Here is a 14,415-nt window from a genome sequence, read left to right on the forward strand (position 1 = left end):
GATCAGTGACCCATGCCCAATCCGCCGTCAACGGGGATGACGGCTCCAGTGATGTACGACGCGTCGTCGGAGGCGAGGAAGCGCACCGCGGCGGCGATCTCCTCGGGCTGCGCGTAACGCGCGAGCGGCACCTGGGCCACGATGCCCTTGCGCTGCTCCTCGGTGAGCACCTGCGTCATGTCGGTGTCGACGAAACCGGGCGCGACGACGTTGAAAGTGATGTTCCGCGAACCCAGCTCGCGTGCCAGGGACCGGGCGAATCCGACCAGACCGGCCTTGGAGGCCGCGTAGTTGGCCTGGCCCGCCGAGCCGAGGAGGCCGACGACGGAGGAGATCAGGACGACACGGCCCTTCTTGGCGCGCAGCATGCCGCGGTTGGCGCGCTTGACGACCCGGAAGGTGCCGGTCAGGTTGGTGTCGAGGACGGACGTGAAGTCCTCCTCGGACATCCGCATCAGCAACTGGTCCTTGGTGATACCGGCGTTGGCGACCAGCACCTCCACGTTGCCGTGCTTCTCCTCGATCTCCTTGTAGCCCTGCTCCACCTGCTCGGGGTCCGTGATGTCGCAACGGACCGCGAGAACACCGGCTTCGGTGAGCTCGGCGGGCGGCTCGCCGGAACGATAGGTGATCGCGACCTTGTCGCCGTTGTCGGCGAAAGCGCGGGCGATGGCGAGGCCGATGCCCCGGTTTCCTCCGGTGACGAGAACCGAGCGGCTCAACGGATCACCCTTTCGTTAGCGGTCTGGTACCTCGGAAACCTATCGGTACCGTCCGCGCGGCGGGGAATCGGCCCCTGACAGCGCCTCCCCCCGGGCACTGTCGGGTTCCTACAGTCCGAGGCCCGGGGCGTCCCGGGACCATTCGTCCGCACCCGGGCGTGGACCGTGCTTCACTGCCTCGTAAACGATCCGAGGGTATGTGACCGCGAAGGAGAGGCCGCCCCGTGCCCCATGAGGTAGATCAGTCGTTCCTGGCGCTTCCGCTACGGGCCCTCGCCGACGCGGCGCTCGCCCGGGCGCGGGCGCTCGGGGCGGCGCACGCCGACTTCCGCTTCGAGCGGGTGCGCAGTGCCACCTGGCGGTTGCGGGACGCCCGGCCCGCCGGGGGGTCCGACACGACCGACCTCGGTTACGCGGTCCGGGTCGTGCACGGCGGGGCCTGGGGGTTCGCCTCGGGCGTCGACCTGACGATGGACGCGGCGGCGCGGGTGGCCTCGCAGGCCGTCGCGATGGCCAAGCTGTCGGCGAAGGTGATCGCGGCGGCTGGGTCCGACGAGAGGGTCGAGCTGGCGGACGAGCCCTCGCACGGGGAGCGGACCTGGGTCTCGGCGTACGAGGTCGACCCCTTCGACGTGCCGGCCGGGGAGAAGGCCGGGCTGCTCGCCGAATGGAGCGCGCGGCTGCTGGCGGCCGAGGGCGTGGCGCATGTGGACGCCTCGCTGATGGCCGTGCACGAGAACAAGTTCTACGCGGACACGGCGGGCACGGTCACCACGCAGCAGCGGGTCCGGGTGCACCCGGAGTTCACGGCCGTGGCGGTGGACTCCGCGACCGGCGAGTTCGACTCGATGCGCACCATCGCGCCGCCGGTGGGGCGCGGCTGGGAGTACCTGACCGGGACCGGCTGGGACTGGGCCGGTGAACTGGAACGGATTCCCGGGCTGCTGGCGGAGAAGATGCGGGCGCCGAGTGTGGAGGCGGGGACGTACGACCTGGTCGTGGACCCGTCCAACCTGTGGCTGACGATCCACGAGTCGATCGGCCACGCCACGGAGCTGGACCGCGCGCTGGGGTACGAGGCGGCTTATGCGGGAACGTCGTTCGCCACGTTCGACCGGCTGGGGAGGCTGGCGTACGGCTCGCCCGTGATGAACGTGACGGGCGACCGCACCGCCGAGCACGGGCTGGCGACGATCGGCTACGACGACGAGGGCGTCGAGGCGCAGTCCTGGGACCTGGTGAAGGACGGGACGCTGGTGGGCTACCAGACGGACCGCCGGATCGCGAAGCTCACGGGTCTGGGCCGCTCCAACGGCTGCGCCTACGCGGACTCCCCCGGCCATGTCCCCGTGCAGCGCATGGCGAACGTGTCGTTGCGGCCGGATCCCGGCGGGCTCTCCACGGAGGACCTGATCGGCGGGGTGGAGCGCGGGATCTACGTGGTCGGGGACCGGTCGTGGTCCATCGACATGCAGCGGTACAACTTCCAGTTCACCGGGCAGCGGTTCTTCCGCATCGAGAACGGCCGGCTGGCCGGGCAGCTGCGCGACGTCGCGTACCAGGCGACGACGACGGACTTCTGGGGCTCGATGGAGAAGGTCGGCGGCCCGCAGACGTACGTGCTGGGCGGCGCCTTCAACTGCGGCAAGGCGCAGCCGGGCCAGGTCGCGGCCGTCTCCCACGGCTGCCCGTCGGCCCTCTTCCGGGGCGTGAACATCCTCAACACGACGCAGGAGGCCGGGCGATGAGCCGCGTCAGCAAGCCGTACGAGATCGTCGAGCGGGCGCTCGGTCTGTCGACCGCCGACGGCTGTGTGGTCATCGCGGACGAGGAGTCGTCGGCGAATCTGCGCTGGGCGGGCAACGCGCTGACCACCAACGGGGTCACCCGGAGCCGGACCCTGACCGTCGTCGCCACGGTCGACGGCGCCGAGGGCACCGCCTCCGGTGTGGTGTCCCGGGCGGCCGTCACGACGGACGACCTGGAGCCGCTGGTCCGGGCGGCCGAGGCCGCCGCGCGCGCCGCGGGACCGGCCGAGGACGCCCAGCCGCTGGTCACCGGGGTGCCCGCGTCGCCCGACTTCACGGACGCGCCGGCCGAGACGGGCTCCGAGGTGTTCGCCGCGTTCGCACCGGCCCTCGGGGACGCCTTCGCCCGGGCCCGGGTCGGGGGGCGCGAACTGTACGGCTTCGCCCACCACCGGATGACCTCCACGTACCTCGGCACCTCCACGGGGCTGCGGCTGCGCCACGACCAGCCGACCGGCACGCTGGAGCTGAACGCCAAGTCGCCCGACCGCACCCGTTCCGCCTGGGCGGGCCGCTCCACGCGGGACTTCAGGGACGTCGACCCGGCCGGGATGGACGCGGAGCTGGCGCGGCGGCTCGGCTGGGCGGAGCGCCGGATCGAGCTGCCCGCCGGGCGGTACGAGACGCTGCTGCCGCCGACCGCGGTCGCCGACCTGCTGATCTACCAGCTCTGGTCCTCCACGGCACGGGACGCGGAGGAGGGCCGGACGGTGTTCTCCAAGCCGGGGGGCGGCACCCGCCTCGGCGAGACGCTGTCCCCGCTGCCGCTGACCCTGCGCAGCGACCCGCACGCACCCGGCCTGGAGTCGGCGCCCTTCGTCATCGCGCACTCCTCCGGGGACGGCGCCTCGGTCTTCGACAACGGGCTCCCGCTGGCCCGGACCGACTGGATCGCCGGCGGCCGGCTGGACCGGCTGACGACGACCCGGCACACCGCGGCCCTGACAAGGCAACCGCTCGCCCCGGCGATCGACAACCTGATCCTGGAGGGCGGGGGCGAACGGTCGCTGGAGGAGATGGCCGCCGCCACGACCGGCCGCGCGCTGCTGCTGACCTGCCTCTGGTACATCCGCGAGGTGGACCCGGCCACGCTGCTGCTGACCGGGCTGACCCGGGACGGGGTCTACCTGGTGGAGGACGGCGAGGTGGTGGGCGAGGTGAACAACTTCCGGTTCAACGAGTCCCCCGTCGGCCTGCTGTCCCGGGCCACCGAGGCGGGCCGCACCGAGAAGACGCTGCCACGCGAGTGGGGCGACTGGTTCACCCGGGCCGCGATGCCCGCGCTGCGCGTCCCGGACTTCAACATGAGCTCGGTCAGCCGGGGCGTCTGACGCGCCTAGTGCCGCGTCAGCCAAGGTTTGTCCGGTAAGGAGCGGCGTCAGGTGCGTGCTCTCGGCGTGCCGGCCGGAAGCCCTCGTACTGGACGTACGTGGGCTTTCGGCCGGTGCGGCGAGCGTGCGTGCATGACGCCGCGACGGGGCGAACCTTGGCTGACGCGGCACTAGACTGACTCGTACAACTCACTGCCGTAAGGAGCACAGGAACCGTGACGGACATCGTCGACGAGCTGAAGTGGCGCGGGCTGTTCGCCCAGTCCACCGACGAGGACGCATTGCGCAAGGCTCTCGCGGACGGTCCCGTCACCTTCTATTGCGGCTACGACCCCACCGCGGCCAGCCTGCACGTCGGCCACCTGGTGCAGGTGCTCACCATGCGCCGACTCCAGCAGGCCGGGCTGCGGCCGCTCGCCCTGGTGGGCGGGGCCACCGGTCAGATCGGTGACCCCCGGCCCACCGCGGAGCGCACGCTGAACGACCCGGAGACCGTCGCCCAGTGGGTGACCAGGCTGCGTTCGCAGATCGAGCCGTTCCTGTCCTTCGAGGGCGAGAACGCCGCGGTCATGGTGAACAACCTGGACTGGACCGCGGGGATGTCCGCGATCGAGTTCCTGCGGGACATCGGCAAGCACTTCCGGGTCAACAAGATGCTGACCAAGGAGTCCATCGCCCGCCGGCTGGAGTCCGACGAGGGCATCAGCTACACCGAATTCAGCTACCAGCTGCTCCAGAGCATGGACTTCCTGGAGCTGTACCGCCGCTACGGCTGCACCCTCCAGCAGGGCGGCAGCGACCAGTGGGGCAACCTCACGGCCGGCCTGGACCTGATCCACCGCCTGGAGCCGGGCGCCGAGGTGCACGCGCTGGCGACGCCGCTGATGACGAAGGCGGACGGCACCAAGTTCGGCAAGTCGGAGGGCGGGGCCGTCTGGCTGGACGCCGGCATGACGACGCCGTACGCGTTCTACCAGTTCTGGCTGAACGTGGACGACCGGGACATCTCGCGCTACATGCGCATCCTCAGCTTCCGGACCCCGGCCGAGCTGGAGGAGCTGGAGAAGGTCACGGAGGAGCGCCCGCAGGCGCGGACGGCGCAGCGCGCGCTGGCCGAGGAGCTGACGACGCTGGTGCACGGGGCGGACCAGTGCGCCGCGGTCGTCGCCGCGTCGAAGGCCCTGTTCGGCCAGGGCGAGCTGGGCGAGCTGGACGAGGCGACGCTGGCCGCCGCCCTGTCCGAGGTGCCGCACGCCCGGGTCACCGAGCTGGGCCCGCTGGTGGACCTGCTGGTGGAGGCCGGTCTGGCGCCGAGCAAGTCGGGGGCGCGGCGCACGGTCAAGGAGGGCGGCGCCTACGTGAACAACGTCAAGGCCGTCGACGGCGAGGCGGCCCCGGCCCGCGAGGAGCTGCTGCACGGGCGCTGGCTGGTGCTGCGCCGGGGCAAGAAGAACCTGGCGGCGATCGAGGTCACGGCCGGCTGAGCCGTACCCGTACTCGTCGAGACGGCGAAGCGGCCGGACACGTGTGACGTGTCCGGCCGCTTCGCCGTTCCTGGGGTGCCGGAGGGTTCAGGTGCGCTGTCTGTTGCCCCGGAGCGAGGCGTACAGCATGTCGCCGACACCGACCACCACCACCGCGCCGATGAGCTGGAGCACATGGCGCGTCCAGTCGATGCCCTTGGTGTCGTTGACCCCGATCCAGGTGGCGACAGCATTTCCGAGGACGCTGCCGATCATGCCGAAGATGACCGTCAGCCAGAGGGGGATCTGCTGCTTGCCCGGCAGGATCGCCTTGGCGATGAGTCCGAGCACCAGGCCCACGATGATTGCCCACAACCAGCCCATGCTGCCTCCTTGAGCGACGCCGTGTCGCGCATGTCCCGGCCAGTCTCGGCGCTGCGGCGGCCCGCCGCACGTCGGGCGGATCCGTGCGGGCGAGAGGCGGAATGTACGCATACGGTGTGCCCCGGTCTCGTGGGCGCCGGATGCCGGGCGTAGCGTAGGAGCGGCCGGTCCGGGTCCGGGGAAGGTTGGTGGGGACGTGGTGCGCAAACAGGGTGGTACGGAGGTCTTCCGGATCACGGGGGCCCGGCAGGGTCTCGCCGAGGACGTGCGCGGCAGACAGCGCCGCTATGTGATCTCGATGAGCGTGCGCACGGTGTCGGTGGTGGCCGCCGCGGTCCTGTGGAACGTCGAGCGGCACATCGCGTTCGTGGCGCTCGGTCTCGGGGTGCTGCTGCCGTACGTGGCCGTCGTCATCGCCAACGCGGGCCGCGAGACGAGCCCCGCGCTGCCGTCCACGTTCGTGCTGCCGCCCCCGTCGTATCCGGCTCTCGAAGCCGGTGCGGCGACGCCCTCACCGCAGTCCGGACGCGGTTTCCGGTCTTCGGATGCGACGGATCGGGACTGAGCCCAGGACGGGCCCAAGCTCAAGAAAAGCTCAGATCAATCATGGAGTTCCGGTGCACTGCGGCAGGGTGTGCGTGACATACTTTGAAAGCGCTCCGCATCCCCCGTCGGAGCGACGGACCGACGCCGGGCAGCTCCCCCCGTGGCTGCCCGGCGTCGCCATTCCCGCCTCCGGGCGCGCGTCCGGCACCCTCTAGGGTTGAGTCCGTGAACTCCCCGGAATCCGCCGAGAATCCCGCCCCCATGTGTTCGGCCAAGGGCTGCCGGGCCGACGCCGTCTGGGTGCTGGCCTGGAACAACCCGAAGCTGCACACGCCGGAGCGCCGCAAGACGTGGCTGGCCTGCGAGGAGCACCGGGAGCACCTGTCCTCGTTCCTCGGGGTGCGGGGCTTCCTCAAGGACGTGGTGACGCTGGCGGAGTGGGAGTCGCGCCCCGCGTCCCCGTGACGGGACGGGGTCAGCCGCCGATCGCGGACATGGGGCGGTCGGGCTGGAGGAAGCTCGGGTCGTCAAGGCCGGATCCGGCCTTCTTGCCCCACATCGCCTGCTTCCAGACGCGGGCGATCTCCTCGTCGGGCGCGTCCGAGCGCAGGGCCCCGCGCAGGTCGGTCTCCTCGCGAGCGAACAGGCAGGTGCGGACCTGTCCGTCGGCGGTGAGCCGGGTGCGGTCGCAGGCCCGGCAGAAGGGGCGGGTGACGGAGGCGATGACGCCGACCCGGTGCGGTCCGCCGTCGACGGTCCAGCGCTCGGCGGGGGCGGAGCCGCGCTCGCCGTCGTCCTCGGCGGTGAGGTCGAAGCGGGTGCGCAGGGAGGCGAGGATGTCGCCCGCGGTGATCATGCCGTCGCGCTTCCAGCCGTGCTGGGCGTCCAGCGGCATCTGCTCGATGAAGCGGAGCTCGTAACCGTGCTCGACGGCCCAGGCGAGCAGGTCGGGCGCCTCGTCGTCGTTGAGCCCCGGCATCAGGACGGTGTTGACCTTGACGGGGGTGAGTCCGGCGTCGCGGGCGGCTTCCAGGCCGGCCAGCACGTCGTGGTGGCGGTCGCGGCGGGTGAGGGTCTTGAACACCTCGGGCCGCAGGGTGTCGAGCGAGACGTTGACCCGGTCGAGGCCGGCGTCCTTCAGGGCGGCGGCGGTCCGCTTCAGCCCGATGCCGTTGGTGGTGAGGGACATCCTCGGGCGGGGCTCCAGCCCGGCGCAGCGCTGGACGATGGAGACGAGGCCGGGGCGCAGCAGCGGTTCGCCGCCGGTGAAGCGGACCTCGGTGACGCCGAGCAGGGTGACGGCGATGCGGACGAGCCGGACGATCTCGTCGTCGGTGAGGAGATCGGGCTTGGCCAGCCACTGCAGGCCCTCCTCGGGCATGCAGTACGTGCAGCGCAGGTTGCACCGGTCGGTGAGCGAGACGCGCAGGTCGGTGGCGACCCGGCCGTAGGTGTCGATGAGCACGGTGGCCCCCTCCCCCGGTGACTTCCCGGTCGCGGTATCTGACTCCTTCGAGCCTACGCGAGACCGGTGGGGCCGGAGGGGGCCCGTTTGCACGAGGCGCGGCGAGGCCGCGTCGTAGGACCCTACGACGCGGCCTCGTACGGGCGTGGTCAGTGGGCTCCGATGCCGGTGAGGGACTTGACCTCCAGTTCGGCGTACTTGCCCTTGTCCGGCTCCTCCTTGGACAGGAGCGAGCCGACCCAGCCGAGCAGGAAGCCGAGCGGGATGGAGATCAGGCCGGGGTTCTCCAGCGGGAACCAGGAGAAGTCGACGCCCTTGAACATGGAGCTCTTCTCGTTGCCGGAGACGACCGGCGAGAACAGCACCAGGATGACGGAGGAGGCCAGGCCGCCGTAGATCGACCACAGCGCGCCCCGGGTGGTGAAGCGCTTCCAGAAGAGGCTGTAGAGGATCGTCGGCAGGTTGGCGGAGGCGGCGACGGCGAAGGCGAGGGCGACGAGGCCGGCGACGTTCATGTCGCGGGCGAAGACGCCGAGGACGATCGCGGCGGCGCCGATGAAGACGGTGGACCAGCGGGCGGCCTTCATCTCCTCCTTCTCGGTGGCCTGCCCCTTGCGGATGACGTTGGCGTAGATGTCGTGCGCGAAGGAGGACGAGGAGGCGAGGGTCAGTCCGGCGACGACGGCGAGAATGGTGGCGAAGGCGACGGCGGAGATGACGGCGAGCATGACCGCGCCGCCGGTGGTGCCGACGCCTCCGAGGTATTCGGCGAGCTGCGGTGCGGCGGTGTTGCCGGGGGCCGCGATGTTCTTCGGGCCGATCAGCGCGGCGGCGCCGAAGCCCAGGGCGATGGTCATCAGGTAGAAGGCGCCGATGATGCCGATGGCCCAGTTGACGGACTTACGGGCGGCCTTGGCGGTGGGCACCGTGTAGAAGCGGATCAGGATGTGCGGCAGCCCCGCGGTGCCGAGGACCAGGGCCAGGCCGAGGGAGAGGAAGTCGAGCTTCGAGGTGCCGGTGGCGCCGTACTTCAGTCCGGGCTCCAGGAACGCGGAGCCGTGGCCGCTCTTCTCGGCGGCGGTGCCCAGCAGGTCGGAGACGTTGAAGTCGAACTTCCACAGCACCATGAGGGTCATCAGGAGGGCGCCGGCGATGAGCAGGACGGCCTTGACCATCTGGACCCAGGTGGTGCCCTTCATGCCGCCGATGGTGACGTAGACGATCATCAGTACGCCGACCAGCGCAACGATGAGGATCTTTCCGCCGTCGCTGCTGATGCCGAGGAGCAGGGTGACCAGTGCTCCGGCGCCCGCCATCTGTGCCAGCAGGTAGAAGATCGACACGACGATGGTGGAGACGCCCGCCGCGGTGCGCACCGGGCGCTGGCGCATCCGGTAGGCGAGGACGTCGCCCATGGTGTAACGGCCCGAGTTGCGCAGGGGTTCGGCGACGAGCAGGAGCGCCACCAGCCAGGCGACGAGGAAGCCGATGGAGTAGAGGAACCCGTCGTAGCCGAAGAGGGCGATGGCGCCCGCGATGCCGAGGAAGGACGCGGCGGACATGTAGTCACCGGAGACCGCGAGTCCGTTCTGGAAGGCGGTGAACTGGCGCCCGCCCGCGTAGAAGTCGGAGGCGCTGCGGGTCTGGCGGCCGGCCCAGACGGTGATGCCGAGGGTGGCGGCGACGAAGACCGCGAACAGCGTGATGATGAGCGGCCGGTGCTCGCTGGTGGACGAGGCGGCGAGGGTCACGGCGGTGTGGGAGTGGTACGCGGCGCTCATGCGTCGGCCTCCATGCGGCTCTTGATGGCCTCGGCCTTCGGGTCCAGCTTCGCGTTGGCGTGGCGCGAGTAGAACCAGGCGATGAGGAAGGTGGTGACGAACTGGGCGAGGCCGAAGACGAAGGCCACGTTGATGTTGCTGAAGACCTTGGTGCCCATGAAGCCGCCCGCGTAGTTGGAGAGCAGCACGTAGAGCAGGTACCAGAGGACGAAGGCGACGGTCAGCGGGAAGGCGAACGAGCGGTGGGAGCGGCGCAGTTCGCCGAACTCCGCGCTGCCCTGCTCCGCGAGGAACGCCTCGGTCGTGGGCTGGGCAGGGCTCTTCTCCGTATCGCCCTCGGGCGGCGGTGCATCGGTAGCCACGGATTCTCCTCGCGACGCGGGTGCGGTGGTGGGGACGGTCGGTTGCACGGGGGACCTCGTATTCGGGGGTGGTGGTGCGCTTCCCCTGACAACGGCACGCAGCGCGCGGCGAAGCGGTTCACTTGGGTTCACCCCCGCTCTCCGTCACCCCTTCGGGCGGTCCGATGCGCACGTGTTCGTGCGAATCGATTGATGTGCCGGGATGATCGGCGCTAGCTTCACTGGTCATGTACGCGACTGGGCACGCCCTGTGTCCGGTCGGCTGACACGGATGAAGTGGAGACCCCATGGCTCATCTGGGATCCGGACGGACGCGCGCACTGACGCTGCCCGTCGGATTGGCCCTCACCGCCTCGCTCGGCTTCCTGCCGGCGGGGGTGGCCTCCGCCGCCCCGGCGGGGCACGGTGCCCCCGCCGCGGCGGTCCCCGCGGACGGACCGGAACTGTCGTACGTGGTCAACACCCAGGGCGGTCCCGGGACCGTCAAGCAGGTGCGCAAGGCGATAGAACGGACCGGCGGCACGGTGGTGATCGCCTACGACCGGATCGGCGTCATCGTCGTCCACTCGAAGAACCCGGACTTCGCGAAGACGGTCCGCGAGGTCAGGGGCGTCCAGTCCGCGGGCGCCACGCGCACCAACCCGATCGTGCCCCAGGCCACCAAGGACATCGGGGTCGAGCAGCCCCTGACGGCCGCGCAGGAGAAGGCCGCGGCGGCGAAGGCGACGGCGGACCAGGACCCGATGGAGCCGTTGCAGTGGGACCTGCCGGCCATCAAGGCGGACAAGGCCCACCAGAAGTCGCTGGGCAGCTCCCGGGTGACGGTCGCGGTCATCGACACCGGGGTGGACGACACCCATCCGGACCTCGCGCCCAACTTCGACCGCGCGGCCTCCGCGAACTGCGTGTCGGGCGCCCCGGACACCACGGAGGGCGCCTGGCGTCCGAAGCCCGGCGAGAGCGACCACGGCACCCATGTCGCCGGCACCATCGCGGCGGCCAAGAACGGCATCGGCGTGACGGGTGTGGCGCCGGGCGTGAAGGTGTCCGGCATCAAGGTCGCCAACCCGGACGGCTTCTTCTACACGGAGGCCGTGGTCTGCGGCTTCGTCTGGGCGGCCGAGCACGGCGTGGACGTCACCAACAACAGCTATTACACCGACCCGTGGCTGTACAACTGCAAGAACGACCCGGACCAGGGCGCCCTGGTCGAGGCCGTGTACCGGGCCACCCGGTACGCCGAGCGGAAGGGCGCGGTCAACGTCGCGGCCGCCGGGAACTCCGCCGAGGACCTGGCGGCGGACTCCCTGGAGGACACCACCAGTCCGAACGACACCACCCCGGGCGGCCGGACCGTCGACCCGCGCCAGTGCCTGGACATCCCGACGATGCTCCCGGGTGTCGTCACGGTCTCGGCGACGGGCGCGAAGGGCCTGAAGGCGTCGTACTCGAACTACGGGAACGGGGTCATCGACGTGGCCGCGCCCGGCGGGGACTCGACCGTCTACCAGACGCCCGAGCCCCCGGCGACGAGCGGTCTGATCCTCTCGACGCTGCCGGGCGGCACGTACGGCTACAAGGCCGGTACGTCGATGGCGTCCCCGCACGTCGCCGGCGTCGTGGCCCTGATCAAGTCGAAGCACCCGTACGCGACGCCCGCCGCGGTCAAGGCGCTGCTGACGCTGGAGGCGGACGCGAAGGCGTGCGACGCGCCGTACGACATCGACGGTGACGGCACGGCCGACGCGGTCTGCGAGGGCGGCAAGGACCGCAATGGCTTCTACGGGGCCGGTGTGGTCGACGCGCTGGACGCCGTGCGCTGGTGAACCCGGGGTCCGGGGGCTGCGCGCGGCGGCCCCCGGACCGCCGGATCACGGGCGATTCACGGCGTGATGAGGACCTTGAGCGAGGTGCGCCCGTCCATCGCCTTGTAGCCGGCCGGCACGTCGTCGAGCCCGACGGACAGGTCGAAGACGGGCGAGGGGTCGATGGTGCCGTCCAGCACGTCGGGCAGCAGCTCCGGGATGTACGTGCGCACGGGGGCGACACCGCCGCGCAGGGCGATGTTCCGGTTGAACATGTCGCCGAGGTCGAGTCCGGTGCCGCTGCCGTGCGGGACGCCGACGTAGCCGATCGCCCCGCCGTCCCGGGTGATGCCGACGGCGGTGCGCATCGACTGCTCGGTGCCCACGGCCTCGATCACGCAGTGCGCGCCCTCGCCGCCGAGCAGTTCCCGTACCGCCGCGACCGCCGCGTCGCCGCGCTCGGCGACGACGTCGGTGGCGCCGAAGTCCCGGGCGATGTCCGTGCGCGCCGGGTGCCGGCCGAGCGCGATGATCCGCTCGGCGCCGAGCCGCTTGGCGGCCATCACGCCGCACAGCCCGACGGCCCCGTCCCCGACGACGGCGACGGTCGAGCCGGCCCGAACGCCCGCGCCGACCGCCGCGTGGTGGCCGGTGCCGAGCACGTCGGAGAGGGCCAGCAGGCCGGTGAGCAGCCGGTCGTCGGAGGCCGCGGCGGCGGGCAGGGCGACCAGGGTGCCGTCGGCGAAGGGAACGCGGACGGCCTCGCCCTGCCCGCCGTCGGAGCCCACCGAGCCCCAGAAGCCGCCCTGCGGGCAGGAGGTGGTGAGCCCTTCGGCGCAGTACGCGCACCTGCCGTCGGACCAGACGAACGGGGCGACGACGAGGTCCCCGGCGGAGAAGCCGCGCACCTCGGGCCCGGCCTCCTCGACGATCCCCAGGAACTCGTGGCCGATGCGCTGACCCGGCTGCCGCGCGGATTCACCCCGGTAGGCCCACAGGTCGCTGCCGCAGATGCAGGCCCGCAGGACCCTCAGCACCACATCGGTGGGCTGCTGGATCACCGGGTCGGGCACCTCCTCCACGCGGATGTCGTGGGGGGCGTGGATAACGGTGGCGCGCATGCGTGGGGGTCCTTGCTGATCTCAGATGCTGATACTCCTTTCACGGTACGCCCCCGGGCCGGCTTCCCGCCGGACAGGGCCCAGCGCACCCAGGGTGAGCAGGAGCTGCGCGGCGACGTACGTGAGCATCACCCAGAAGCCGGAGGCGGGGAGCTGCGGCCGGTCCGCGATGCCGGTGGCGATGAGCGCGTCGGAGAGCAGGAAGAGGGCCCCGCCGGTCGCCGCGTACCGGCCGAGGACGCCGGAGCGGTACGCCATGGCGGCCAGCAGCAGGCTGTAGCCCGTCATCGGGATCCGCAGCCCGGCCGGCAGCCCGTCCCAGAGCAGGGCGAGAAACACGGTGAGCACGACGGCGTACGCGAGCGCCGGAAGCAGCGGTCCGCGCGCCCGGCCGAACAGCACCAGGTAGCAGACGTGCCCGGCGGCGAACCCGGCCATCCCGACGAGGAAGGCGAGGTCGGAGTCGGCCAGCAGGAACACATCGCCCGCCCAGCCGCACAGCAGCGCCGCGATCAGGAGCCTCGGTCCGCCCCGGGCGAACGCGTACCCGGCGAGCAGCGGCATCAGGAGCGGCTTGGCGCCGAGGTGGAGCCATGCGGGGCCGGTGAGGACGCCGACGAGGTCGACGGCGCACGCGACGAGGAAGGCGGCGAGCAGGGGCCGGGCGTACCGCCCGCTCATGCGGTGCCCTCCGGGGCGGGCGCGGCGACGGGGGCGGGGGCGGTCGCCAGGGCGGTGCGGGCCTCGGCCGGCTGCCAGCCCGGGCCGCGGAAGATCCGCCCGGCCCGCTCGCCCCAGCCGCTCGCCGCGCGCACGTCGCGGGCGATGGCGGCGTACTCGTGGGTGGCGACGCGCAGCGGGTTGTACGTGTGGATGTTCTTGGTGAGCCCGTAGACCGGTCGCTCCGCCTCCGGGGCGAACGAGCCGAACCAGCGGTCCCACACGATGAGGATGCCGCCGAAGTTGCGGTCCAGGTAGCCGCCCTGCGAGGCGTGGTGCACCCGGTGGTGGGAGGGCGTGTTGAGCACGTACTCGAAGGGCCGGGGCAGCTTGCCGATCCGCTCGGTGTGCACCCAGAACTGGTAGACGAGGTTCGCCGACGAGCAGAACGCGAGCGCCGCCGGGTGCACCCCGCACGCGATGAGCGGCAGGTAGAACGGCCAGGAGGTCAGCGAGGTCCACGGCTGGCGCAGCGCGGTGGAGAGGTTGAACTTCTCGCTGGAGTGGTGCACCACGTGGCAGGCCCACAGGATGCGGATGACGTGGTGGCCCCGGTGGGACCAGTAGTAGAGGAAGTCCTGGGCGAGCAGCATCAGCAGGACCGTCCACCACAGGACCGGGACGCGCAGCGGCGTCAGCTCGTACACCGCGGTGTAGACGGCGACGATGGGCACTTTCCACAGCAGGTCGAAGACCAGGCTGCCCAGCCCCATGGTGATGCTGGTGGCGGCGTCCTTCGCCTCGTAGCCGGCGGCTTCCTCGTCGGGATGGAAGTAGTGCAGCGCCATTTCCAGGACGGTGAGCAGGACGAAGGCCGGTATGGACCAGAGCACTGCATCGGGCAGGTTCGTCGGCATGCCTGCACGGTAGGGCCGGGGCCGGCCGGGGGCCAGATGTTGTTACCAAC

General features: G+C 71.3%; 14 protein-coding genes. 6 read left to right on the forward strand and 8 right to left on the reverse strand.

Features of this window, described 5'->3' with window-relative positions; genetic code table 11:
- Window positions 1-2: 2 nt before the first annotated feature.
- On the reverse strand, window positions 3-722 hold the full coding sequence (gene fabG / locus ACLQ2N_RS18340; protein WP_018104724.1) for a 3-oxoacyl-[acyl-carrier-protein] reductase: 720 nt from the start codon (window positions 720-722) through the stop codon (window positions 3-5).
- A gap of 224 nt (window positions 723-946) precedes the next feature.
- Here fabG and ACLQ2N_RS18345 point away from each other — a divergent pair, with 224 nt between their 5' ends.
- The 3 genes from ACLQ2N_RS18345 (at window position 947) to tyrS (ending at window position 5,345) form a co-directional block, all read left to right on the forward strand.
- Window positions 947-2,470: a TldD/PmbA family protein gene (locus ACLQ2N_RS18345; RefSeq protein ID WP_425814270.1), complete on the forward strand. Its 1,524-nt coding sequence runs from the start codon at window positions 947-949 to the stop codon at window positions 2,468-2,470.
- Complete coding sequence (locus tag ACLQ2N_RS18350) at window positions 2,467-3,861, forward strand: metallopeptidase TldD-related protein (RefSeq protein ID WP_425814272.1); 1,395 nt, start codon at window positions 2,467-2,469, stop codon at window positions 3,859-3,861. The genes ACLQ2N_RS18345 and ACLQ2N_RS18350 overlap by 4 nt, the downstream gene beginning before the upstream one ends.
- Window positions 3,862-4,076: 215 nt before the next feature.
- On the forward strand, window positions 4,077-5,345 hold the full coding sequence (gene tyrS, locus ACLQ2N_RS18355; RefSeq protein WP_425814274.1) for a tyrosine--tRNA ligase: 1,269 nt from the start codon (window positions 4,077-4,079) through the stop codon (window positions 5,343-5,345).
- Window positions 5,346-5,432: 87 nt separating this feature from the next.
- Here the strand turns inward: tyrS and ACLQ2N_RS18360 are convergent, their stop codons facing one another.
- Window positions 5,433-5,708, reverse strand: a complete 276-nt coding sequence (locus ACLQ2N_RS18360; protein ID WP_093709444.1) for a GlsB/YeaQ/YmgE family stress response membrane protein — start codon at window positions 5,706-5,708, stop codon at window positions 5,433-5,435.
- A 196-nt stretch (window positions 5,709-5,904) separates the two neighbouring features.
- On the opposite strand from ACLQ2N_RS18360, the gene ACLQ2N_RS18365 reads away from it, so the two are divergent.
- Window positions 5,905-6,273: a DUF3099 domain-containing protein gene (locus ACLQ2N_RS18365; protein WP_425814276.1), complete on the forward strand. Its 369-nt coding sequence runs from the start codon at window positions 5,905-5,907 to the stop codon at window positions 6,271-6,273.
- 206 nt (window positions 6,274-6,479) lie between these two features.
- Complete coding sequence (locus tag ACLQ2N_RS18370; RefSeq protein ID WP_425814278.1) at window positions 6,480-6,719, forward strand: hypothetical protein; 240 nt, start codon at window positions 6,480-6,482, stop codon at window positions 6,717-6,719.
- A 10-nt stretch (window positions 6,720-6,729) separates the two neighbouring features.
- On the opposite strand, the gene moaA is transcribed toward ACLQ2N_RS18370, so the two are convergent.
- The 3 genes from moaA to ACLQ2N_RS18385 all read right to left on the reverse strand — a co-directional run bounded on the left by moaA (window position 6,730) and on the right by ACLQ2N_RS18385 (window position 9,862).
- Complete coding sequence (gene moaA / locus ACLQ2N_RS18375; protein ID WP_425814280.1) at window positions 6,730-7,719, reverse strand: GTP 3',8-cyclase MoaA; 990 nt, start codon at window positions 7,717-7,719, stop codon at window positions 6,730-6,732.
- 149 nt (window positions 7,720-7,868) lie between these two features.
- Window positions 7,869-9,500, reverse strand: a complete 1,632-nt coding sequence (locus ACLQ2N_RS18380) for a solute symporter family protein (protein ID WP_425814282.1) — start codon at window positions 9,498-9,500, stop codon at window positions 7,869-7,871.
- Window positions 9,497-9,862 (reverse strand): DUF485 domain-containing protein, encoded by a 366-nt coding sequence (locus ACLQ2N_RS18385; protein WP_425814284.1) that lies wholly within the window; start codon window positions 9,860-9,862, stop codon window positions 9,497-9,499. Before ACLQ2N_RS18385 ends, ACLQ2N_RS18380 begins: the two co-directional genes overlap by 4 nt.
- Window positions 9,863-10,149: 287 nt before the next feature.
- Here ACLQ2N_RS18385 and ACLQ2N_RS18390 point away from each other — a divergent pair, with 287 nt between their 5' ends.
- Window positions 10,150-11,688: a S8 family peptidase gene (locus ACLQ2N_RS18390; RefSeq protein WP_425814286.1), complete on the forward strand. Its 1,539-nt coding sequence runs from the start codon at window positions 10,150-10,152 to the stop codon at window positions 11,686-11,688.
- Between the two features lie 56 nt (window positions 11,689-11,744).
- Here the strand turns inward: ACLQ2N_RS18390 and ACLQ2N_RS18395 are convergent, their stop codons facing one another.
- From ACLQ2N_RS18395 to ACLQ2N_RS18405, 3 genes are read right to left on the reverse strand one after another with little or no spacing between them, the layout of a single operon-like run.
- Complete coding sequence (locus ACLQ2N_RS18395; protein ID WP_425814288.1) at window positions 11,745-12,788, reverse strand: zinc-dependent alcohol dehydrogenase family protein; 1,044 nt, start codon at window positions 12,786-12,788, stop codon at window positions 11,745-11,747.
- A gap of 21 nt (window positions 12,789-12,809) precedes the next feature.
- On the reverse strand, window positions 12,810-13,469 hold the full coding sequence (locus ACLQ2N_RS18400; protein ID WP_425814290.1) for a lysoplasmalogenase: 660 nt from the start codon (window positions 13,467-13,469) through the stop codon (window positions 12,810-12,812).
- Window positions 13,466-14,365, reverse strand: a complete 900-nt coding sequence (locus ACLQ2N_RS18405) for a sterol desaturase family protein (RefSeq protein ID WP_425814292.1) — start codon at window positions 14,363-14,365, stop codon at window positions 13,466-13,468. Before ACLQ2N_RS18405 ends, ACLQ2N_RS18400 begins: the two co-directional genes overlap by 4 nt.
- Between the last annotated feature and the right edge of the window lie 50 nt (window positions 14,366-14,415).

This window comes from Streptomyces sp. DT224 (assembly GCF_049844595.1).
In the GTDB taxonomy this organism is placed as follows: domain Bacteria; phylum Actinomycetota; class Actinomycetes; order Streptomycetales; family Streptomycetaceae; genus Streptomyces.